The organism is Amycolatopsis circi (assembly GCF_003385235.1).
Classification (GTDB): Bacteria; Actinomycetota; Actinomycetes; order Mycobacteriales; family Pseudonocardiaceae; genus Amycolatopsis; species Amycolatopsis circi.
Genome location: NZ_PQIA01000084.1, coordinates 18864 through 38843, shown reverse-complemented (window position 1 = coordinate 38843; position 19980 = coordinate 18864). Strand labels below are relative to the sequence as shown.

Sequence of the window (19980 nt, the reverse complement as noted above, 5' to 3'; positions counted from 1 at the left end):
CGGTGTCGTGGGCTCGGTGATGTGTATAAGAGGCAGGCGGAGGACGGGGACGCGGGTTCGCCCGGCACTCGCGGCAGCGGGCCGGTGTCGTCGGGGTCCTGATCGGGGTAGTCGTGCGGTGCCACGGCGGACATCCTGCCCTCCCGGCTCGCGGTTCGCCCGTACCGGGGTGGGGGAGGAGGCGGGCGTATCCGGCGTTTCGTTCAGGCGTGCGCAGAACGCAGGTGCACGCGCCGGTAGGCCGAGGGCGGCGTGTCGAAGTGGTCCAGAAACGCTTGCCGGAGCGTCTCGGTGGAGCCGAAACCGCAGCGTCGCGCGATCGCGGTGAGCGGGAGGTCGGTGCCGGACAGCAGGCGAGCGGCGTGTTCCGCGCGCACCGTCCGGACGTATTTCCCCGGGGTGGTGCCGAGATGGGCGTCGAACAGCCGGGTCAGCTGGCGGGTGCTGATGCCGGCCTGGCTTGCCAGCGCGGGCGTGCCGAGGTCGTCGGCGAGGTGTTCGGCGACGTACGCGGTGAGGTCGCGGACCTGCCGGTGTTCCGGCGGCGGACCAGCGAGGAACATGCTCACCTGCGCCTGGTTTCCGGGCCGCTGCAGGTACGTGACCAGCGACCGGGCGGCTTCGCGGGCGAGCGTCGGGCCGTGGTCCTCTTCGACGAATGAGAGGGTGAGGTCGAGTCCGCTGGTGACGCCCGCGGAGGTGTAGACGTCACCGTGCCGCACGAAAAGCGGCACCGGATCCACGGTCACCGACGGGTATTCCTCGGCGAGCCGCGCCGCGTGCGACCAGTGCGTGGTCGCGCGGCGGCCGCTCAGCAGCCCCGCGGCGGCGAGCACGGTCGCCCCGGTGCAGACCGACGCCGTGCGCCTGCTCAGCTGCGACAGCCGCCGTACGTGCGCGAGCAGCCGCTCGTCCTTGGCGGCGGTGCGGTGGCCGAGCCCGCCCGCGACCACGAACGTGTCGAGCGGGCCGCGGACCTGGTCGATCCGGACGTGCGGGGCGAGCGTGAGCCCGGACTGGCAGGCGAACGGGAGCCCGTCGACGCTGGCGAGCCGGACCTCGTACGGGCGGGCCGCGCCGAGCCGGGTGGCGGCGTCGAAAACGTCGGAGACGCAGGCGATGTCGAGCAGTTCGGCGTCGGGGTACCCGAGGATCACGACCTGCCGGGCGGTACTCGGCATGGCGGCACGGTAGCAGCTCGCCCGGCCGAATCAACCGGGTTCGCAGGATTTCGGACACGCGTGTCCCGGCCGCGGCCCGCGCGCGGGACGCTGGCGGCATGACCCAGAAGACGTTCGCATTCGTCGTATACCCCGGCCTGACCGTGCTGGACCTGGTGGGACCGCTGCAGGTGATCAACAGCCACGCGGCGGCAAACCCCTCGATCCGGGTGGCGGTGGTCGGCGAAACCCTGGACACCGTCGGCACCGACACGCCGTTGCGGATCGCGCCGAGCCACACCTTCGACCAGGTCCCGGACCCGTCGTGGGTCCTGGTCCCCGGCGGAGGCGCGCCGACGCTGCGCGCGCTCGGCGACGAGACGCTCATCGGCTACCTCCGCGCCGCCGCGACGTCCGCCGAGCTGATGACGTCCGTGTGCAGCGGTTCGCTGCTTCTCGGCCAAGCCGGGCTGCTCGAAGGCCGCGAAGCGACGACGCACTGGGCTTTCCTGGACACTCTGCGAGCGTTCGGGGCCGAGCCCGTCCGGCAGCGCTGGGCGGACAGCGGGCCGGTGATCACCGCCGCCGGCGTGTCCGCAGGGATCGACTTGGCGTTGCACCTGGTGGAGCGGATGAGCGGCACGGATGCCGCGCGGCTGGTCCAGTTCGCCGTCGAGTACGACCCGCAGCCGCCGCTCGGCCCGCTCGACTGGTCGCTCGCCCCGCGCGAGCAGATGCAGCCGTTCGTCGACCGCACGATCGGGGAAGGTCTCGCCGATCTGCCGGAGCTGCGCGAAAAGCTGCTGGCGCAGCGGTGACGCGCCGGTAAATTGCCCCACCCGGTTGAGGCAGAACGGTTTGCCGGCGCCGCGCGGACGCGTACCGTTTCGCCAATGGGTTCTCGCGGGGATGCCGGTCTGACCGTCTTCACCAGCCGGAGAGACGGCGACATCGTGCTGGTCACGGCGGCGGGGGAGATCGACGTCGCGTCGGTAGGACAGTTCCGCTCCGCGCTCAGCGCTGCCTCTGGGACAGGCGGAAAACTCGTGGTGGACCTGTCGCGGGTCGGCTATCTCAGCTGTGCCGGGCTGCGCGTGATCGAGGAGACGAGCCATGTCCGGCCCGCTCTTTCGATCGTGGCGACCGGGCCGCTCGTGCTGCGCGCGTTCGCGGTGTCCGGGATCGGGGCGGCGGTGCCGGTGCGCCGGGGCCTGCGCGAGGCGTGCGCCGCCGCCGGTGCGTGAATCCCCGGCCGGAATCTGGGTACCCGTGGGGTGGAACCGAGATCTGCTGAGGTGATCTGAGATGTCCACCAGCACGATGTCCGGCAAGACCGCGGTCTCCGGGGGCGCAGCGGGCCTCGCTGTGCTGGCCGGGTTGTACCTGATCGCCGCGCCGTGGCTGCTGCGCTTCGGCGGGGCCGCCGAACTCGCGGTGAGCAACACGGTCGCCGGGCTGGCGATCGTCATTTTCGCTGCCATGCGCGCGCGGGATTCCGGCGCTCAGGCGTTGACCTGGGTGTTGCCGGTGCTCGGCGTCTGGGCCGCGGTGTCTCCGTTCTTGCTGCGATACGGCGACGAGACAGTGCCGTCGGCCGGTGCGGTGACCGGCAACGTGATCGCCGGGGTCGTCGTGGCCGCCGGCGGAGCGGCGTTGCTGCTGCGCCGCCGCTGACGTCAGCCGAGCGCGTCGGCGAGCCAGCGGCTCCAGGCCGCGATTTCGGCGGTCTCGTCGACGTCCGGCCGGAACAGGTGGTGTCCGACCGCGACCGGCATGCCGAGCAATGACCGTTCGTGGAAGCGGTAGAGGGCGTCCTCGGTGCGGACTCCGGCGTAGTTCGGGGTCGAGTAATCGAGGACGCCCTCGACTATTGCGTCGCCGACACTGAACTGGACCGCTTGCCCGGCTGAGGGTTCAGCGGGCAGACCGAGCGCGGCAAGCAGCTTGGGCCACGCGTCCCGGCTCGCTGACGACGCCGGGCCATCGGCGGTCACGTACGTCGCGAAGCGGCCGGGGAAGTGAGCCAGCAGCTGAGCGAGCGTGTGCAGGTACATCTCCCAGCCGACGGCGAAGGACTCGTGGTACTCGTCGTCCCAGCCGTTCTCGACGAACCCCCGGTGCACGAATCGCAGTACGGAAGTGCCGTCTTCGGCCGCCTCCACGAGGAACTCCATCGCGTCGAACGTGCCGTCCTCGGCCGCCTCGCCGCGATAGGCGAACCGGCGCGGCGGGTCCCACGCGGTGATCTCCGCCTCGGTGCGCATTTCGCCGAGGCTGAACCGGATCCGCCTGGCCGCGGCGTCGACCTCGTGCCGGCCCATGAACCACGAATCGATGCCGGGCCCGGTCGCGACGGCCTCCCAGACGGCTTCGGGGTCCGCGGGCAGCTGAACCTCTTTGCGCACCTCGAACTCGCGGGGCATCGGCGGCGTACCTCCTCGTGGTCGGTCCTGGTCACGGTGCCATTGACAACAATACTTGTCAATGCGGTGGCGGTCCGCCCGATCGGTGACAGACTGCGAAGGGACTCTCACGAAGGGACGCAGAAGCATGGCGACGGTGGCCGACCAGTTGATCGACGTTCTGGTGCAATCCGGGGTGCGCCGGATCTACGGGGTGGTGGGCGACAGCCTCAACCCCGTGGTGGACGCGGTGCGCCGCACCGGCGGTTCGGCGCGCGGCGGGATCGACTGGGTGCACGTGCGCAACGAAGAGGCCGGTGCGTTCGCAGCGGCGGCCGAGGCGCAGCTGACCGGGCGGCTCGCGGTGTGCGCGGGCAGTTGCGGGCCGGGCAACCTGCATCTGCTGCAAGGGGTTTACGACGCGCATCGCTCGGGAGCGCCGGTGCTCGCGATCGCGTCGCACATTCCGTCCACGCAGATCGGCACTGGATTCTTCCAGGAGACGCATCCGCAGCATTTGTTCGCGGAGTGTTCGCATTACTGCGAGATGGTGAGTTCGCCGGAGCAGATGCCGCGGCTCGCGCGGATCGCGGTGCAGAACGCGGTCGGGCGGCGTGGGGCCGCGGTGCTGGTGCTGCCTGGGGACGTGTCGCACGAGCCTGCCGCGCATGCCACGGGGGAGTCGGCGTCGCTGGGCAGTCCGCCTGCTGTGGTGCCTGCCGAGGACGATATCGCTCGCCTTGCCGACCGGATTGATCGGGCGGAGAAGGTGATGATCATGGCTGGCGCGGGCTGCCGGGATGCGCACGACGAGGTGCTCGCGCTCGCTGCCGCGGTCGGGGCTCCGGTGGGGCATTCGTTGCGGGGCAAGGAGTTTGTGCAGTACGACAACCCGTTCGATGTGGGGATGAGCGGGTTGCTCGGGTATGGGGCTTGTTACGAGGCGATGCACGAGGCTGATCTCGTGCTGCTGCTTGGCACGGACTTCCCGTACGACAACTTCTTGCCGCAGCGGAATACCGTGCAGGTGGACATCGACCCGTCGCGGATGGGGCGGCGGTCGGTGTTGGAGTTCGGGGTTCAGGGGGATGTCGGCGCCACGATCCGGGCCGTGTTGCCTCGGTTGCGGGAGCGCGGGGAGCGCGCCTTCTTGCACGCCATGCTGCGCAAGCACGAGCGGGGGCTGCAGCGGGTGGTGGATGCCTACACGAACGAGGTCGCGAACCATGTTCCGTTGCATCCGGAGTATGTGGCGGACGTGCTGGACGAGGAAGCTGCTGAGGACGCGGTGTTCACTGTGGACACTGGGATGTGCAATGTCTGGGCTGCTCGGTACGTCACGCCTAACGGGCGGCGGCGGATTCTGGGGTCCTTTGTGCACGGGAGCATGGCCAACGCGTTGCCGCACGCTATCGGGGCGCAGGCGGCTGCTCCTGGGCGGCAGGTCATCGCTATGTGCGGGGACGGCGGGCTGGCGATGCTGATGGGGGAGTTGTTGACGCTCAAGACGCATGCCTTGCCGGTCAAGGCTGTGGTGTTCAACAACTCTTCGTTGGGGATGGTGAAGTTGGAGATGCTCGTGGACGGGTTGCCGGAGTTCGGGACCGACCACGATCAGGTCGACTTCGCCGGGATTGCTCGGGCGGCTGGGTTGTACTCGCGGCGGGTGGAGAAGCCCGGGGAGGTTCGGGAGGGGCTTCGGGATATTCTGGCGCATGACGGGCCTGCGGTGTTGGACGTGGTTACGGATCCTAATGCGTTGTCTATTCCGCCTAATATTACTGCTGCTCAGGTTAAGGGGTTTGCGTTGGCGGCCAGTAAGACTGTGTTGAGCGGGGGCGTGGGGAAGATGCTGGAGTTGGCGAAGTCCAATTTGCGGAACATTCCTCGGCTTTGATTCTGGGGTGAGGGTGCCGGGGGCGGCTCGTCGCCTGGCGGCGACATTGCCGTGGTGGTTGCGTGGGGCACCCCGAAGCTGATTGTGACTACGGCGCGGGGGTGGTGTGGGTGCTTGGTTCGGTGGGTGCGTTGGTTGCTGTTTTGTGCGTGGTTGCTGGGGTGAAAGTCCGTGAGGGGAACCCTGAGGGACTCTGAGTCCCTCAGGGTTCCTTAGGGTCATGGGGTTGTTGCAACACCGTCTGGTTGAAGGGGCGGGTTGTGATGGCGAGGGTGCGGAAGTACCGGTGGTTGCCGCGGTCGGTGCGGGTGGAGTTCTGGGAGCAGGTCCGGGCCGGGCTGGCGGCGAAGCCGGCGGCGCGGGCGGTGGGGCTTGCCCCGACGACGGGGGTGCGGTTGTTCCGGCAGGCTGGCGGGGTGATCGGGAATGCGCCCCGCTGTCCGGGGCCGGTGCGGCTGGACCTGGCCGAGCGGGAAGAGATCGCTTGCCTGCGGGCGGCGGGCCACGGTGTCCGCGCGATCGGGCGGGCGATCGGGCGGCCCGGGTCGACGGTGTCGCGGGAGCTGGCCCGCAACACCGGGTCCGGCGGCTATCGGGCCAGCAGCGCCCAGCACGCGGCCGAACAGCGCGCGAAACGGCCGAAAACGGCGAAGCTGGCCGCGGATGCGGTGCTGCGGGAGACGGTGCAGGCGGGACTGGTCCGGATGTGGTCGCCGCGGCAGATCTCGGCGAGACTGGTGCTGGACTTCCCCGACCGGCCGGAGATGCGGGTGTCGCACGAGACGATCTACCAAGCGCTGTACGTGCAGGGCCGGGGCGCGCTGCGCCGGGAACTGGCCTCGGCGCTGCGGACCGGGCGCGCGCTGCGGGTCCCGCGCCGGCAGGCCCGGGCCCGCCGGGCCCGGCCCGGGGCCCGGATCCAGGACATGGTCAACATCAGCGAACGGCCCGCCGAGGCCGACGACCGCGCGGTCCCCGGGCACTGGGAAGGCGACCTGATCCTGGGCAAGGACAACAAGTCCGCGATCGCGACCCTGGTCGAACGCCAGACCCGGTTCACGATCCTGGTCCCCCTGCCCGACGGCCGCGACGCCGCCGCCGTCGCGACCGCGATGACCGAGGCGTTCCACACCCTGCCCCCGCTGCTGGCCAGGTCGCTGACCTGGGACCAGGGCACCGAAATGGCCCACCACAAGAACATCGCGCTCGCCACCGGGCTGGCGATCTACTTCTGCGACCCCCACAGCCCCTGGCAGCGCGGCAGCAACGAGAACACCAACGGCCTGCTGCGCCAGTACTTCCCCAAAGGCACCGACCTGTCGGTCCACACCCCCGCCGACCTCGCCCGCGTCGCCGCCGAACTCAACGGACGCCCCCGCCAAACCCTCGGCTGGCACACACCCGCCGAAACCCTCGACAAGCTACTCTCACACCAACAAACACCACGTGTTGCAACCACCACGTGAATCCGCCTTCCCCTCACGGACTGTTGTGCTGCGGGTTATTCGGTTTCTGCCATGGCTTCTGCGAATTGGGCTGCGTACAGGCGGGAGTAGGCGCCGCCTGCGTTGATCAGCGTTTCGTGGTTTCCTTGTTCGACTATGTTGCCGTTTTCCATCACCAGGATGACGTCCGCGTCCCGGATGGTGGAGAGGCGGTGGGCGATCACGAAGCTCGTGCGGCCGGTGCGCAGGGAGTTCATCGCGTGCTGGATCAGGACCTCGGTGCGGGTGTCCACCGAGCTGGTGGCCTCGTCCAGGATCAGGATCGCCGGCTTGGCCAGGAAGGCTCGGGCGACGGTGATCAGCTGCTTCTCGCCCGTGCTGACTGTGCCGCCCTCGTCGTCCAGGACTGTGTCGTAGCCGTCTGGCAGGGTGCGGACGAAGCGGTCCACGTAGGTTGCCTTCGCGGCTTCGACGACCTGTTCGCGGGTGACGTTGTCTGCGCCGTACGCGATGTTTTCCGCGATTGTGCCGCCGAAAAGCCAGGCATCCTGCAGCACCATGCCGGTCTTGGAGCGCAGTTCTTCGCGGTCCATGGCCTTGATGTCGACGCCGTCCAGGGTGATGCGGCCGCCGTCGATTTCGTAGAACCGCATCAGGAGGTTGACCAGCGTCGTTTTTCCTGCGCCGGTGGGGCCGACGATGGCGACGGTGTGGCCCGGTTCGACCGACAGCGACAGGTCTTCGATCAGCGGCGTGTCTTCCAGGTAGCGGAACGACACGTGCTCGAAGTCGACCTGCCCGTGCACGACCTCCGGACGCTGCGGGTGCTCTGGCTCCGGTTCCTGCTCCTTGGCGTCCAGCAGCGCGAACACCCGCTCGGCCGAGGCGACGCCGGACTGCAGCAGGTTCGCCATGCTCGCGATCTGCGTGACCGGCTGGCTGAACTGGCGCGAGTACTGGATGAACGCCTGCACATCGCCCAGCGTCAGCGTGCCCGAGGCGACCCGCAGCGCACCGACGACGGCGACCAGGACGTAGCTCAGGTTGCCGATGAACATCATCGCCGGCTGGATCGTGCCGGAGATGAACGACGCCTTGAAGCTCGCCTCGTACAGCGCCTCGTTCTGCTGCCGGAAGAGTTCTTCGGCTTCCTTGCGGCGGCCGAAGATGTGAACCAGCGAGTGGCCCGTGTACATCTCCTCGATGTGCGCGTTGAGCTTCCCGGTCGTGCCCCACTGCCGGATGAACTGCGGCTGCGCGCGTTTGCCGACCTTGGCCGCGACGAACACCGAAACCGGCACCGTCAGCAGCACGATCACGCCCAGCAGCGGCGAGATGACGAACATCATCACCAGCACGCCCAGCACGGTGAACAGCGACGTGACGATCTGCGAGAGCGTCTGCTGCAGCGACTGCGCCAGGTTGTCGATGTCGTTGGTGACCCGGCTCAGCACCTCGCCGCGCGGCTGGCGGTCGAAATAGCGCAGCGGCAGCCTGGCGAACTTCTCCTCGATGTCCTGGCGCAGCCGGAACACCGCGCCCTGCACGAGGTTCGTGGTCAGCCGCGCCTGGATGACGCCCAGGAACGACGCGAAGACGTACAGCGCCAGCACGATCATCAGCACCTGGCCGACCGCGGTGAAGTCGACGCCGTGGCCGGGCATCAGGTCGACGCTGGTGAACATGTCGGCGAGCGTGTTCTCCCCGCGCGCCCGCAGGCCGTCGATCACCTGCTCCTTCGTCGCGCCCAGCGGCAGGTGCCTGCTGGTGATGCCGGCGAAGATCAGGTCCGTCGCCCGGGCGAGCACCTTCGGCCCGACCACGGTCAGCGCGACGCCGATCGCGCCGAGCACCAGCACCCCGGTCAGCGCCGCCCGTTGCGGGCGGAGCAGCCGCAGCAGCCGGGCCAGCGAACCCTTGAAGTCGAGCGGTTTTTCCGCGGGCATGCCCGCGGCCATCATCCGGCCGGGCCCCGCCACCGGTTGCGGACGGGTCTTGTCGCGGGCGACGGCGGCCGGTTCGTCGGCGTCGTGCGCGACGGCGGTTTTCGTTTCCTCGCTCATCACGCAGCCTCCTGCTCGGTCAGCTGCGAAAGCACGATTTCCCGATACGTTTCGTTGGTGTCCATCAGCTCGTGGTGGGTTCCGGTGCCGACGACGCGGCCGTCGTCGAGCACGATGATCCGGTCCGCGCCGCGGATCGTGCTGACCCGCTGCGCGACGATGACGACGGTGGCGTCGCCGGTTTCGTCGGCGAGCGCGCGGCGCAACGCGGCGTCGGTGGCGTAGTCGAGTGCGCTGAACGAGTCGTCGAACAGGTAGATCTCCGGCCGGTGCACCAGCATCCGCGCGATCGCGAGCCGCTGCCGCTGACCGCCCGAGACGTTCGTGCCGCCCTGGGCGATGGGGGAGTCGAGGCCCTGTTCCATCCGTTCCACGAAATCCTTGCCCTGCGCCACTTCCAGCGCGTGCCACAGTTCTTCGTCGGTGGCGTCCGGATTCCCGTAGCGCAGGTTGCTGGCGACCGTGCCCGCGAACAGGTACGGCTTCTGCGGCACCATGCTGACCCTCGACGACAGCACCGCCTGGTCCAGCTGGCGCACGTCCACGCCGTCCACCCGGACGGAGCCCTCGGTGGCGTCCATCAGCCGCGGGATCAGGTTGAGCAGCGTCGTCTTCCCGCTGCCCGTGCTGCCGATGATCGCGGTGGTCTCGCCGGGCCGCGCGAACAGCGAAACGTCCTGCAGCACCGGCTTTTCCGCGCCGGGGTACCGGAATTCGACGCCGGTGAGGTCGAGGCGCCCGCGCTCGGCCCCGGCCGGGACCGGCTCGTCCGGCAGGCGCACGCTCGATTCGGTGTCCAGCACCTCGGTGATGCGCTCGGCGCTGACCTCCGCGCGCGGCACCATCATGAACATGAAGGTGGCCATCATGACCGCCATCAGAATCTGCAGCAGATAGGCCAGGAACGCGGTGAGCGCGCCGATCTGCATCGCGCCGCTGTCGACCCGCTGCCCGCCGAACCACAGCACGGCCACGCTCGACACGTTCACTACCAGCATCACGGTGGGGAACATCAGCGCGATCAGCCTGCCGACCCGCAGCGACACGGTGAACAGTTCGTCGTTGGCGCGGCCGAAGCGCTCGCGCTCGTGCTGGTCGCGCACGAACGCGCGGATCACCCGGATGCCCATGATCTGCTCGCGCAGCACCTGGTTGATCTTGTCGAGGCGCACCTGCATGAGCCGGAAGGCCGAGCGCATCCGCATGACGATGAGGCCGATCGCGAGGCCCAGCACCGGCACGATGACGACGAGCAGCGCCGACAGCGGCACGTCCTGCTGCAGCGCGAGCAGGATGCCGCCGACGCACATGATCGGCGCGGACACCATCAGCGTGAAGGTGAGCGCGGCGAGCAGCTGGATCTGCTGGACGTCGTTGGTGGTGCGGGTGATCAGCGACGGCGTGCCGAACTTCCCGATCTCGCGCGCGGAGAAATCCTGCACGCGGTGGAAGACCCCGGCGCGGATGTCGCGGCCGACGGCCGCGGCGATGCGGGAACCGTAGTAGACGGCCCCGATCGACCCGGCGATCTGCACCAGCGTGATCAGCAGCATCACGCCGCCGATCTTCATGATGTAGCCGGTGTCGCCCTTGACGAGGCCGCCGTCGATGATGTCGGCGTTGAGCGTGGGCAGGTACAGCGCGGCGATCGTCTGCACCAGTTGCAGCGCGATGACGAGCCACAGCGCGGCCCGGTACGGGCGCAGGTAGCTGCGCAACAGTTTGACCAGCACGGTCGGGTACTCCCCCAAAAGTGAATGGCGTCGGTTCGGGTCTAGCGTGCCGCGCCGGACGCGGCCAGGGCCGGCATCCCGGCGGCGGCCTCCCGCAGGAGGCCGGTGAAGGCCGATACGAACTCTTCGTCGTCGGAGTCCGAATTGAGCCAGGTTTCGAAAGCGATGCGCGAAGCGTTCTGCACAATGCTCGCCATCAGCCGGGCGTGCAACGGATTTGCGTGCTCGCCGGCCCGCTCGGCGATGGCGTCGGCCAGCACGCGCTCGACAGCGGCGTACGCGCGGAGCATCTCGGCGAACAAGCCGCCGTTCTCCATCATCGCCCGCACCCGCCGCACGTCCTCGCGGTTCGGACGGTCGTCCTCGACGAACCGGGTGATCGAGGCGTTGACGACCGCGTCCCACAGCGGCTCGTCGGCGGGCCTCGCCAGGAGCGCGTCGCGCACGCGCTCCTGCCGTTCGACGATGAACGCGCAGACAGCTTCCTCCTTGCTGGAAAAATAGTTGTTGAAGGTGCGCGCGGAAACGCCCACCTCGTTCGCGATGTCCTCCACCCGGAGCTGCTCGAGGCCCCGCTCGAGAGCGATCCGCAACGCGGCTTCGGCGAGCGCCCTTCGCGCGGCTCGCTTCTTGCGCTCGCGCAGGCCGAGGGGTGCAGTGGAGGTCACTGGAACGAGAGTAGCAGCGAAAGTTGCGTGATGCGAAAAATTATGCGGAACGCGAAAAGTTTCGTTCCCGCAGGGGCCGGAGGGACGGCGAGGCTGGCCGCGGCGCACGACCGAGTCCGGGCGACGATCTGGCCGCGCTGTGGGAACGGCAGTGGCCCGCGTGCCCTCCGCAGGCCCACAAGCTGAAGCACGTTTACCGCGACCGATGGGTGCGCTTCCACAGCCTGCCCGAGTCCCAGCGCTATCCCGGCACGGAGGCGGAATACGACATCGTTCTCGACCGCTGCAACACGGTTTTGGACGAGTTGTTCCGCGGCCAAGAAGTCCGGATCGTCACCACCGATTGGTCGGGCACTTCCGAACCTCCGGCGTTGTCCGCGCAACACTCGCTCTGGAACCCCGGTGCCCGTCATTGGGCAACCGTGCGCGCCAACGAGGACGAAATCGATCCGGACTTCATCACCTACACCCATCTGTACGCCAGTCGCAGTCGCTGGCGGACTGGCCTCGTGGACGGCCTGCTTCGCGCCGTCGCCGACGACCTCACTGCCAACGTGATGATCGCCAGCCTGTCCTTCGACCGCGTGCATCACCCGTACGACGGAGGGGCCGACGTTCTGCTGCCTATGGCGGGGGAGCGAGACCGGTTGAAAAGTCGTCACGTCGACTGGCTCTCCGATCATCCCCTCGGCTTCTGAGCACGTCAGTCCGCGTGGCTGCCCAAGCTCCGCGGCGGCGCGGGCGTAAGAATGGGTGCATGTCGGAAGAGGTCCAGGCCGGGGCTCCGCGCACGCGCAACCGCTGGGGCGAGGGCGAGCTGTTGCGCGGGGAGATCCTCGACGCGGCCAGCCGGTTGCTGTCCGAGCTTGGCGGGGAGGACGGGCTGACCATCCGCGGAGTCGCCCGCGCCGCCGGTATCGCGCCGGCCAGCATTTACCAGCACTTCACCGATCGTGCGGCGCTCGTCGCGGGTCTCGCCGAGCACGAGTTCGTCCGGTTGCGCGTCGCGATGGAGGCGGCCGAGGCGCGCGTGGATCCCGGCGACGTGGTGGGCCGGGTGCGGGCGTTGCTCCATGCTTCCTGCCGGTTCGCAGTGGAGAACCCGGGGCACTACCGGCTGATGACCGCCGACGGACCGCCCCGGACCGCGCCCGGCGAGCGGCGGGTCGGGCCGTTGGCTGACGTGATCGGCTTGCTCGTCGACGGTTTCGCGCGCTGCGCCGCGGCGGGGATCCCGCTCCGAGTGCCCGCGGAGCGAGCGGCCGTGATCGCGTTCGTCGGGGCGCACGGCCGGGTCGCCCTCTTCCCGAACTCCGCCGAGCACTCCGACGCGGACGTCGTGCTGGCGTTCGTCGACGAATTCGTTTCGCTCATTTTCGCCTGAAACGCAACGGATTCTCCCGTTCGTCCCGCTCGGGGCGGCCTTGATCAAGAGGGTGGACAAGCGCTCCCGAAAGTCCCTAACCTGTGTTCAGCAAGTATCTGAACATTCGTTCGGTAAGTTTCCGCGGGGATAGCCTGCGATCCGGAAAGGATCGGCATGTTTCATCTCGACCACCTCTGCCTTGGCGTCCGAGACCTGGACGAGGGCGTCCGCCGGGTACGCGAGGAGACCGGGCTCGCCCACTACGACGGGGGCGCCTTCGCCGCCGGCATCGCGAACACGATCTTCCCGCTCGGCGGGGACGTCTACCTGGAGGTCGAGGCGGTGACGGCGCCCGAGGCCGAGCGGGACGCGGGGGTCGCCTGGTTCGACCGGGTCGTCGCGGACGGCGACCGGTGGATGTTCTGGAGCCTGCGCGCCGACACCCTCGACGAGCTGGCCGCGGTCGCGCAACGGCTCGGCGGCGAGGTGGCGCGGCTTCCGGGGCGCATCCAGCCCGACGGCACCCAGCGCGTCATCACCACCGCTCCCGGCCCCGGCCGCGCGCTCGACACGTGCTGGCGGCGCGGGCTGCCGAACTGGTTCTACCGCGAGGACCCGGCCACCAACCCGGATCGCGGGGCGGCGGAGCGCGGCGACCGCGGGGTGGCGGTGACCCGGCTGGAGATCGGCGCTGACGCCGGGGAGCTGCGGGAGCACATCGGTGCCGAGACCTTCGACCGGCTGCCGCTGACGGTTGTGTCCGGGCGGCCGGGCGTGCGCGCGGTCACGGTGCGCACTGCGTCCGGGCGCGAGGTCACGCTGCGCAGGGATCCGGCCGACTCGTAGAGAGGGAGCGAAATACATGATTGTCGATGTACACGCACATTATTTGCCGGTTCCTATCTGCCTCTGCTGAAAACGTTGACCGCAAGTGTCCGATGTGGAAGCCGCGGTGGCGAAGCTCGTCGGGGAGGGGCGGCCGAACACGCGGCGGTGATCGACTTCGGCGGCGGGATCCGGACCGCGCTGGTGCGCGTGCCGGACGGGAACCTGGTGGGGGTGATCGAGAGCCCGCATTTCCCGGGGATCCCGGCTTGAGAAGAGTGCTGGCCGCGATCGGTGGCGGACGCTTTGCGGGCCGTGGAAGGGTTTCGGCCTGTCCGGGACCTCAACGAGGACTTCGACCTGGCCGACGGAGCGAAACTGCTCGTCGCCAGCACGGTCGACGTCGGCTGGACCAGGCGGCCGTGCCGGGCCCGGCTGATCGCGCCCGACGCACGATCCGGAGACAGCCGCCGGTGAGCGGCCGCGCACTCGCGGTGGCCGCGCGTAGGGCCAGGACCTGCGCGGACTGTCGGATTCGGACGATCGCGGCTACGGTGGTCACCGAGCGTGAATACGTACGGCGAACGCGGCGGAGGTGCGCGGCATGCGGTCGATGTGGAAGGGCTCGGTGTCCTTCGGGCTGGTCAGCATCCCGATCCAGCTGTACGCGGCGACCGAGAACAAAAACGTGTCGCTGCGCCAGGTGCACGTCGCCGACGGCGGGCGGATCCAGTACAAGCGGTTCTGCTCGATCGACGGCGAAGAGGTGCCCTACTCCGACATCGCCAAGGGCTACGAGCTGCCCGACGGCGAGATGGTCGTGATCACCGACGCCGACCTCGCCGAACTGCCGCTGCCCACCCAGCGTTCGATCGACGTGCTCGAGTTCGTGCCGCTGGAGTCGATCGACCCGATCCGGTTCGACCGCACCTACTACCTCGAGCCGCAGAAGAACGCGGTGAAGCCGTACATCGTGCTGCGCGACGCGCTGCAGAAGGCGAGCCACGTGGCGATCGCGAAGGTCGCGGTGCGCCAGCGCGAGAGCCTGGCGCTGCTGCGCGTCGTGGACGACGTGCTCGTGATGACCACGATGCTGTGGGCCGACGAGGTCCGGGTCCCGGATTTCCCGTTCCTGCACGAGGATCCGCCGCAGATCCGCTCGCAGGAGGTGACGATGGCGGGTTCGCTGATCGACTCGCTGTCCGAGCCGGTGTTCGAACCTGAAAAGTATTCGGACTCCTACCGCGAAGCGCTCGAATCGATGATCGAGGCGAAGGCGGGCGGCGGCGAGACGGTCGGCGCGCCGAAACAGGGGGAGAAGGCCGAGGTCGTCGACCTGATGGCGGCGCTGGAGGCGAGCGTGTCGGCGGCGAAGAAGACCCGCGGGCCCGCCAAGGAGACGAAAAAAGCCGCCGGAGACGGCAAAGCGGCGGCGAAGAAACCGGCCGCGCGGGCTCGGCGGCCGAAAAGCGCCTGACCGGCGTGAACCGGGGGTGCTCGGCGGAGCCCCGCGAGTGAAGCGCCGGGCCGGGAAGTTCCACGGCGCGGAACAGTGAATTTTCTCCGGCGCCGTCCGGAAAACGCCGATCGTCACGCCCGGTGAGCGAGTGCGGCCGACTTCACCGGACTGAGTGGGCCGACACGCCGCCAGGTATCCTGCGACGGCGAGTTTTCCAGTGGTACCAAAGAGGAGTCCGGCCCCGGAGCACCTGGAGCCGGGGATTCGAAAACCTGAGCGGAAGGCGGCTGAGCATGGAGTGCGCGTTCTGCACGAGCGGCATCGACCACTGTCACGGAACCCTGGTGGTCCACCCGGACCGCGGGTTCGCCGAGTGCACGGACCCGTCCTGCCTGGACCTCGACCGGGTCCGGCACGGCCTGATCATCGACTGTCACACCCTCGACGCCGGCTGCGCCTGCACCGGAGCCGGAAAACCCCTGCTGCGGCAGGCTTCCTGACCTCCGGCGTTCGCGAAGGGCGCTACGCTGCGCGGCCGGCGCATCTCTACCCGATCGGGTACCTGGCCGTGTACAAGCTGCTTGGCAGTGTGCTAACACTACCGGGGGTCCTTCGGCTCTCCCTCCCCCTCGGAGCCGGAGGACCCCTTTTTCCCGCCGACGCGCCGGGGCGCGCAGAGCCGGTGCGCACTCCGGGAGCGGCCTGCCTCGGAACGGAGGCATTCGGCGCGGCCGCGGCCTCGTCCCGAGGAATCCGCAGGACCCGTCAGTAGCGGTAATGGTCCAATTTGTACGGACCGTCCACGTCCACGCCGATGTACGCCGCCTGCTCCTTGCTGAGCTTCGTCAGCCGGACGCCGAGCGCGTCCAGGTGCAGCCGCGCGACTTTTTCGTCCAGGTGCTTCGGCAGCCGGTACACGTCGTGCGCGTAGTCGCCCGGCTTGGCGAACAGCTCGATCTGCGCGAGGACCTGGTTCGCGAACGAAGCGGACATCACGAACGACGGGTGCCCGGTCGCGTTGCCGAGGTTCATCAGCCTGCCCTCCGACAGCACGATGATCGCGTGCCCGTCCGGGAACCGCCACGTGTGCACCTGCGGTTTGACTTCGGTCTTCACGATGCCGGGGACCTTCGCGAGCCCGGCCATGTCGATCTCGTTGTCGAAGTGGCCGACGTTCGCGACGATCGCCTGGTGCTTCATCCGCCCCATCTGCGCGGCGGAAATGATGCCGAAGTTGCCGGTGGTGGTGAGGAAAATGTCGGCGCGCTCCACGACGTCGTCGAGTTCCACCACGTCGAGCCCGTCCATCGCGGCCTGCAGCGCGCAGATCGGGTCGACCTCGGTCACCACGACGCGCGCGCCCTGTCCGCGCAGCGCCTCGACCGCGCCCTTGCCGACGTCGCCGTACCCGCACACGACGGCGTACTTGCCGCCGATCATCACGTCGGTGCCGCGGTTGAGGCCGTCCGGGAGCGAATGGCGGATTCCGTACCGGTTGTCGAACTTCGACTTGGTGACCGAGTCGTTGACGTTCATCGCCGGGAACAGCAGTTCGCCGTTGGCCGCGAGCTGGTAGAGCCGGTTCACACCGGCCGTGGTCTCCTCGGTGACACCGCGCATCGCGCCGGCGATCCGGGTGAACCGCTGCGGGTCCTCGGCCAGGCTGGCGGCCAGGGTGCGCAGCAGGATCCGGAAGTCTTCCGGGTCGTCCTCGTGCGCGGCCGGCACCGCGCCCGCCTTCTCGAACTCGGCTCCCTTGTGGACGAGCAGGGTGGCGTCGCCGCCGTCGTCGAGGATCATGTTCGGCAGTTCGCCGCCAGGGAAGCGGAAGAGCTGGTCGGTGCACCACCAGTACTCGTCGAGGGTTTCGCCCTTCCACGCGAAGACCGCCGTGCCCTCAGGGCGTTCCGGAGTCCCGTTCGGACCGACGACGACGGCCGCGGCGGCCTCGTCCTGGGTGGAGAAGATGTTGCAGGACACCCAGCGCACTTCGGCGCCGAGCGCGACCAGGGTTTCGATCAGCACCGCGGTCTGCACGGTCATGTGCAGCGAGCCGGCGATGCGCGCGCCCTTGAGCGGCTGGGAGTCCGCGAACTCGCGGCGCAGCGCCATCAGGCCGGGCATCTCGTGCTCGGCGAGGTCGAGCTGGATGCGTCCGGCCGGGGCGAGCGACAGGTCGGCGACCGCGAACTCCAGGCCGTCGGCGGTACGCAGAGTGGGTGACATTTTTCCGGTCCTTTCCGGGTTTTTCGGGCACAATGGAGCACGGACGCCTTGCTGGCGCCCGGAAATGGGAGGCGCGCGCGGTGCGGAGCAGGCCAGAATGCCGGGCATGACCGAGCGCGCGTTGATTTTTGGGTCGGTGGCGCAGGCGTACGAGCGGTTCCGCCCGGGCTATCCCGCCGAATTAGCCGAGAAGGTGCTGGACTACGCGGGCGCGCCGGTGGCCGACGCGCTCGAAATCGGGGCCGGGACAGGGAAAATGACCCGGCTGTTCGCGGGGCGGGGGATCGCGGTCACCGCGACCGACCCGGACCCGGCGATGCTCGCCGAACTGCGCGAACACGTGCCCGCCGAGGTGGTCACCCGCCAGGGCGCGTTGGAAGATCTGCGGCCGGATCGGCAGTACGGACTGGTGTATTCGGCGTCGGCGCTGCATTGGACGGACCCGGCCGGGCGGTGGCCGCGCATCGCCGCCCTGCTCGCGCCGGGCGGGGTGTTCGCCTCGTTCGGCGGTCCTGTCCGGCTGGCGGATCCCGTTGTGCGGAAAGCGATCGACGAGGCTCGGGCGGAGTTCGTCGAGAGCGCCGGGGTCCCGTCGCCGGACGGCACGCCGCCGGAGAACGAACTGCAGTGGCCGGGCACCGAACTCGAGCGGTCCGGGTTGTTCGCCGACGTCCGGCAGGTCGTCGTCCAGCAGCGTGTGACGCTGAGCGCGGACGACCTCATCGGGTTGTTTTCCACCGTCTCGGCGTACCTGATGCTGCCGATTTCGGTGCGAGAGCAGGCTTTCCAGCGGATCCGGAAAGTTTTGCCGGATACGGTCGAGCTGGTCTCCGACCACACGGCCCACCTCGCGCGACGGCGCTGACCGGGCCGGAATCGCCAGTGGCACGCGACACCTCCTGAACCAGGAGGCGCCCTTCACTCGCACTCTCGCGGGCCGAGCGTGGCGGGGAAACCCCGTCGCAGCGCCTCTCGGCCCCGAGCCGCGCCCCGGCGGGCGCGTGGGTTCCACCTTGGCAAGCCCGGTCCGGGCCTGTCAAGCGCGCGGGAACTCCGCGCGGACGCCGAGCAGCCGCACCGGTTTGCCGAAACTGAAGCGGCCCAACAGTTCCTGTGCCGCTTCGGCGAGCACGGCCGGATCCGAGGTCGGTGCGGGCAGCGTCACGCTGTGCGTGTGAGTGAGGAACGGCGCGAACCGCACCTTGACCGCGACGCGCGCGGCAGGGCGTCCTTCGTCGGCGACGTCCTGTGCCACGCGGGCGGCCAGGGTCGCGGTCTCCCGCGCGATGGCCTCGGGGTCGGTGAGGTCTTGCTGGAATGTTGTTTCCCTGCTTCGGGAACGCGCGACGTACGGGGTCGCGCTCACCTCGGCGTCACCGATGCCGCCGGCGAGCAGGCGGTACCACGGGCCGAGTTTCGGCCCGAACCTCGCGGCGAGCGCGTCGGGGTCGGCGGCGGCGAGGTCGAGAATGGTGGAGTACCCGGCTTCGGCGAGTTTCTTCGCGGTTTTGCGGCCGATTCCCCACAATGCGTCGGTGGGCCGTTCCGCCATGACATCCCACCAGTTTTCCTGGGTGAGCCGGTAAATTCCGGCTGGTTTCGCGAAACCGGTGGCGAGTTTGGCGCGGAGCTTGTTGTCGCCGATTCCGACCGACGACGAGAGCCCGGTTTCCTCCTCGACGCCGCGCCGGATTTCCGCCGCGAGCGTTTCGGGATCGTCGGTGCTCGCGCCGAGGAAGGCTTCGTCCCAGCCGAGCACCTCGACGACCACCGGGAATTCCCGGAGCCGGGCCGTCACGCGGTCAGAGACTTCCTGGTACGCCGGGGCGTCGACGGGAAGGAGGACGGCGTCCGGGCAGCGTTTGACGGCCAGCCGCAGCGGCATGCCGGAGTCGATGCCGAACTCGCGCGCCTCGTAGGACGCGGTGGCCACGACGGCGCGCTCGGCCGGATCGCCGTTCCCGCCGACGATCACCGGCCGCCCGCGCAGCTCCGGCCGCCGGGCGACCTCGACGGCGGCGATGAACTGGTCGAGATCGACGTGCAGCACCCAATCGGACACGGGACCAGTGTGCGGTGCGCGGGCCGGGCGGCGCATCCGGAGGTGGGCGGGAGTGGTTGGACATGCGGCGGCCGGGTTCCGACTCGGCGGGATCCCGGCTGGGGGCCGGAGCGGTCGAGTGGGGTGTGCCGCGTACCGGTGATGGCTGTTGCCTGGGGCGGGATGGCGTGCCTGGCCGCACGTTGGAAAGGGCGGGATTCCGGTCTGGAGTGGTCCGGTTGGCCGCGATCCGGCCCGCCGTTCGGTGTCTGCTGGAGCGGCGTCGCGAGCCCGGTTGGCAGCCGCGCCAGATTGCGCCGCAGTGCGGGTCGGACGCGGGCCAACCCGGACCAGGGCCGTCCATGGGTCCGGCAGAACGGGTCAGCCGGTCACCCGCGGTCGCGGCAGCGGGTGATGTGCGCGACCGCCCCGCCCGCCGCGGCGAACAGTGCGCATACCGTCAGTACCGGGCTCGCCCCGACGAGGCCAGCCACCAGAAGACCGCACGCGGAGACGTCCAGCAGGATCGCGAACGTGGTGAGCAGCGCGGCGGAGCGGGCTGGTTTGCCGCGGCGCAGGGCGGCGGCCAGTTCCGGGTCGCTCGTTTCGAACCAGCGCTCGATCTTGTCCAGCTCGACGCGTTCGTGGTGACTGAGCATGGAAGTCTCCTTCGGCGGCCCGCGTGCCGTCCTGGA

General features: G+C 69.3%; 20 protein-coding genes. 12 read left to right on the top strand and 8 right to left on the bottom strand.

Annotation, left to right across the window (positions count from 1 at the left end; translation table 11 throughout):
• Positions 1 to 203: 203 nt before the first annotated feature.
• A complete protein-coding gene (locus D0D37_RS29825; RefSeq protein ID WP_116203920.1) occupies positions 204 to 1181 on the bottom strand; it encodes a GlxA family transcriptional regulator in 978 nt (325 codons plus the stop codon).
• A gap of 98 nt (positions 1182 to 1279) precedes the next feature.
• Between D0D37_RS29825 and D0D37_RS29820 the strand changes: the two genes are divergently transcribed.
• The 3 genes from D0D37_RS29820 to D0D37_RS29810 all read left to right on the top strand — a co-directional run bounded on the left by D0D37_RS29820 (position 1280) and on the right by D0D37_RS29810 (position 2834).
• Positions 1280 to 1978, top strand: a complete 699-nt coding sequence (locus D0D37_RS29820; RefSeq protein ID WP_116203919.1) for a DJ-1/PfpI family protein — start codon at positions 1280 to 1282, stop codon at positions 1976 to 1978.
• Between the two features lie 75 nt (positions 1979 to 2053).
• A complete protein-coding gene (locus D0D37_RS29815; protein ID WP_116203918.1) occupies positions 2054 to 2404 on the top strand; it encodes an STAS domain-containing protein in 351 nt (116 codons plus the stop codon).
• 61 nt (positions 2405 to 2465) lie between these two features.
• Positions 2466 to 2834 (top strand): SPW repeat protein, encoded by a 369-nt coding sequence (locus tag D0D37_RS29810; RefSeq protein ID WP_116203917.1) that lies wholly within the window; start codon positions 2466 to 2468, stop codon positions 2832 to 2834.
• Between the two features lie 2 nt (positions 2835 to 2836).
• Here the strand turns inward: D0D37_RS29810 and D0D37_RS29805 are convergent, their stop codons facing one another.
• Positions 2837 to 3583, bottom strand: a complete 747-nt coding sequence (locus D0D37_RS29805; RefSeq protein WP_116203916.1) for an SRPBCC family protein — start codon at positions 3581 to 3583, stop codon at positions 2837 to 2839.
• 127 nt (positions 3584 to 3710) lie between these two features.
• On the opposite strand from D0D37_RS29805, the gene D0D37_RS29800 reads away from it, so the two are divergent.
• Positions 3711 to 5459, top strand: coding sequence for a pyruvate dehydrogenase (locus D0D37_RS29800; protein WP_116203915.1), 1749 nt, complete (start codon positions 3711 to 3713; stop codon positions 5457 to 5459).
• A gap of 263 nt (positions 5460 to 5722) precedes the next feature.
• Positions 5723 to 6925 (top strand): IS30 family transposase, encoded by a 1203-nt coding sequence (locus tag D0D37_RS29795; RefSeq protein ID WP_208720204.1) that lies wholly within the window; start codon positions 5723 to 5725, stop codon positions 6923 to 6925.
• Between the two features lie 35 nt (positions 6926 to 6960).
• Here the strand turns inward: D0D37_RS29795 and D0D37_RS29790 are convergent, their stop codons facing one another.
• Genes D0D37_RS29790 through D0D37_RS29780 form a run of 3 tightly spaced genes read right to left on the bottom strand, consistent with a single transcriptional unit; the run spans position 6961 to position 11368 of the window.
• The gene (locus D0D37_RS29790; protein WP_116203914.1) at positions 6961 to 8967 is read right to left on the bottom strand and encodes an ABC transporter ATP-binding protein; all 2007 of its coding nucleotides are present in this window, start codon (positions 8965 to 8967) and stop codon (positions 6961 to 6963) included.
• On the bottom strand, positions 8967 to 10700 hold the full coding sequence (locus D0D37_RS29785; RefSeq protein ID WP_116203913.1) for an ABC transporter ATP-binding protein: 1734 nt from the start codon (positions 10698 to 10700) through the stop codon (positions 8967 to 8969). Before D0D37_RS29785 ends, D0D37_RS29790 begins: the two co-directional genes overlap by 1 nt.
• Positions 10701 to 10741: 41 nt before the next feature.
• Positions 10742 to 11368, bottom strand: a complete 627-nt coding sequence (locus tag D0D37_RS29780; protein WP_116203912.1) for a TetR/AcrR family transcriptional regulator — start codon at positions 11366 to 11368, stop codon at positions 10742 to 10744.
• 23 nt (positions 11369 to 11391) lie between these two features.
• Here D0D37_RS29780 and D0D37_RS29775 point away from each other — a divergent pair, with 23 nt between their 5' ends.
• From D0D37_RS29775 to D0D37_RS29750, 6 genes are all read left to right on the top strand, one after another.
• Positions 11392 to 12066, top strand: coding sequence for a DUF3885 domain-containing protein (locus D0D37_RS29775; protein ID WP_425266978.1), 675 nt, complete (start codon positions 11392 to 11394; stop codon positions 12064 to 12066).
• 59 nt (positions 12067 to 12125) lie between these two features.
• Positions 12126 to 12752: a TetR/AcrR family transcriptional regulator gene (locus D0D37_RS29770; RefSeq protein ID WP_116203911.1), complete on the top strand. Its 627-nt coding sequence runs from the start codon at positions 12126 to 12128 to the stop codon at positions 12750 to 12752.
• Between the two features lie 156 nt (positions 12753 to 12908).
• Positions 12909 to 13580 (top strand): VOC family protein, encoded by a 672-nt coding sequence (locus D0D37_RS29765; protein ID WP_116203910.1) that lies wholly within the window; start codon positions 12909 to 12911, stop codon positions 13578 to 13580.
• 294 nt (positions 13581 to 13874) lie between these two features.
• Entirely contained in the window at positions 13875 to 14036 is a 162-nt protein-coding gene (locus D0D37_RS29760) for a hypothetical protein (protein ID WP_162834533.1), read from the top strand.
• A gap of 127 nt (positions 14037 to 14163) precedes the next feature.
• A complete protein-coding gene (gene ku / locus D0D37_RS29755; protein ID WP_116203908.1) occupies positions 14164 to 15036 on the top strand; it encodes a non-homologous end joining protein Ku in 873 nt (290 codons plus the stop codon).
• Positions 15037 to 15311: 275 nt separating this feature from the next.
• Positions 15312 to 15518 carry a hypothetical protein gene (locus D0D37_RS29750; protein ID WP_116203907.1) on the top strand — a complete coding sequence of 69 codons (207 nt, stop codon included), beginning with the start codon at positions 15312 to 15314 and terminating at the stop codon, positions 15516 to 15518.
• Positions 15519 to 15783: 265 nt separating this feature from the next.
• Here D0D37_RS29750 and ahcY read toward each other — a convergent pair whose 3' ends face one another.
• On the bottom strand, positions 15784 to 17244 hold the full coding sequence (ahcY, locus tag D0D37_RS29745; protein WP_116203906.1) for an adenosylhomocysteinase: 1461 nt from the start codon (positions 17242 to 17244) through the stop codon (positions 15784 to 15786).
• Positions 17245 to 17350: 106 nt separating this feature from the next.
• Here ahcY and D0D37_RS29740 point away from each other — a divergent pair, with 106 nt between their 5' ends.
• Complete coding sequence (locus tag D0D37_RS29740; RefSeq protein WP_116203921.1) at positions 17351 to 18109, top strand: class I SAM-dependent methyltransferase; 759 nt, start codon at positions 17351 to 17353, stop codon at positions 18107 to 18109.
• A 171-nt stretch (positions 18110 to 18280) separates the two neighbouring features.
• Here D0D37_RS29740 and D0D37_RS29735 read toward each other — a convergent pair whose 3' ends face one another.
• Positions 18281 to 19342: a DNA polymerase IV gene (locus tag D0D37_RS29735; protein ID WP_116203905.1), complete on the bottom strand. Its 1062-nt coding sequence runs from the start codon at positions 19340 to 19342 to the stop codon at positions 18281 to 18283.
• A gap of 332 nt (positions 19343 to 19674) precedes the next feature.
• Entirely contained in the window at positions 19675 to 19944 is a 270-nt protein-coding gene (locus D0D37_RS29730; RefSeq protein WP_116203904.1) for a DUF3040 domain-containing protein, read from the bottom strand.
• Positions 19945 to 19980 lie beyond the last annotated feature (36 nt).

Excerpts from the sequence above, each read along its gene's own strand:
- ahcY (WP_116203906.1), bottom strand. The coding sequence starts at position 17,244 with ATGTCACCCACTCTGCGTACCGCCGACGGCCTGGAGTTCGCGGTCGCC.
- D0D37_RS29810 (WP_116203917.1), top strand. The coding sequence starts at position 2,466 with ATGTCCACCAGCACGATGTCCGGCAAGACCGCGGTCTCCGGGGGCGCA.
- D0D37_RS29740 (WP_116203921.1), top strand. The coding sequence starts at position 17,351 with ATGACCGAGCGCGCGTTGATTTTTGGGTCGGTGGCGCAGGCGTACGAG.
- D0D37_RS29735 (WP_116203905.1), bottom strand. The coding sequence starts at position 19,342 with ATGCGCCGCCCGGCCCGCGCACCGCACACTGGTCCCGTGTCCGATTGG.
- D0D37_RS29800 (WP_116203915.1), top strand. The coding sequence starts at position 3,711 with ATGGCGACGGTGGCCGACCAGTTGATCGACGTTCTGGTGCAATCCGGG.
- ku (WP_116203908.1), top strand. The coding sequence starts at position 14,164 with ATGCGGTCGATGTGGAAGGGCTCGGTGTCCTTCGGGCTGGTCAGCATC.
- D0D37_RS29795 (WP_208720204.1), top strand. The coding sequence starts at position 5,723 with ATGGCGAGGGTGCGGAAGTACCGGTGGTTGCCGCGGTCGGTGCGGGTG.
- D0D37_RS29815 (WP_116203918.1), top strand. The coding sequence starts at position 2,054 with ATGGGTTCTCGCGGGGATGCCGGTCTGACCGTCTTCACCAGCCGGAGA.
- D0D37_RS29820 (WP_116203919.1), top strand. The coding sequence starts at position 1,280 with ATGACCCAGAAGACGTTCGCATTCGTCGTATACCCCGGCCTGACCGTG.
- D0D37_RS29825 (WP_116203920.1), bottom strand. The coding sequence starts at position 1,181 with ATGCCGAGTACCGCCCGGCAGGTCGTGATCCTCGGGTACCCCGACGCC.
- D0D37_RS29765 (WP_116203910.1), top strand. The coding sequence starts at position 12,909 with ATGTTTCATCTCGACCACCTCTGCCTTGGCGTCCGAGACCTGGACGAG.
- D0D37_RS29790 (WP_116203914.1), bottom strand. The coding sequence starts at position 8,967 with ATGAGCGAGGAAACGAAAACCGCCGTCGCGCACGACGCCGACGAACCG.
- D0D37_RS29805 (WP_116203916.1), bottom strand. The coding sequence starts at position 3,583 with ATGCCCCGCGAGTTCGAGGTGCGCAAAGAGGTTCAGCTGCCCGCGGAC.
- D0D37_RS29730 (WP_116203904.1), bottom strand. The coding sequence starts at position 19,944 with ATGCTCAGTCACCACGAACGCGTCGAGCTGGACAAGATCGAGCGCTGG.
- D0D37_RS29770 (WP_116203911.1), top strand. The coding sequence starts at position 12,126 with ATGTCGGAAGAGGTCCAGGCCGGGGCTCCGCGCACGCGCAACCGCTGG.
- D0D37_RS29750 (WP_116203907.1), top strand. The coding sequence starts at position 15,312 with ATGGAGTGCGCGTTCTGCACGAGCGGCATCGACCACTGTCACGGAACC.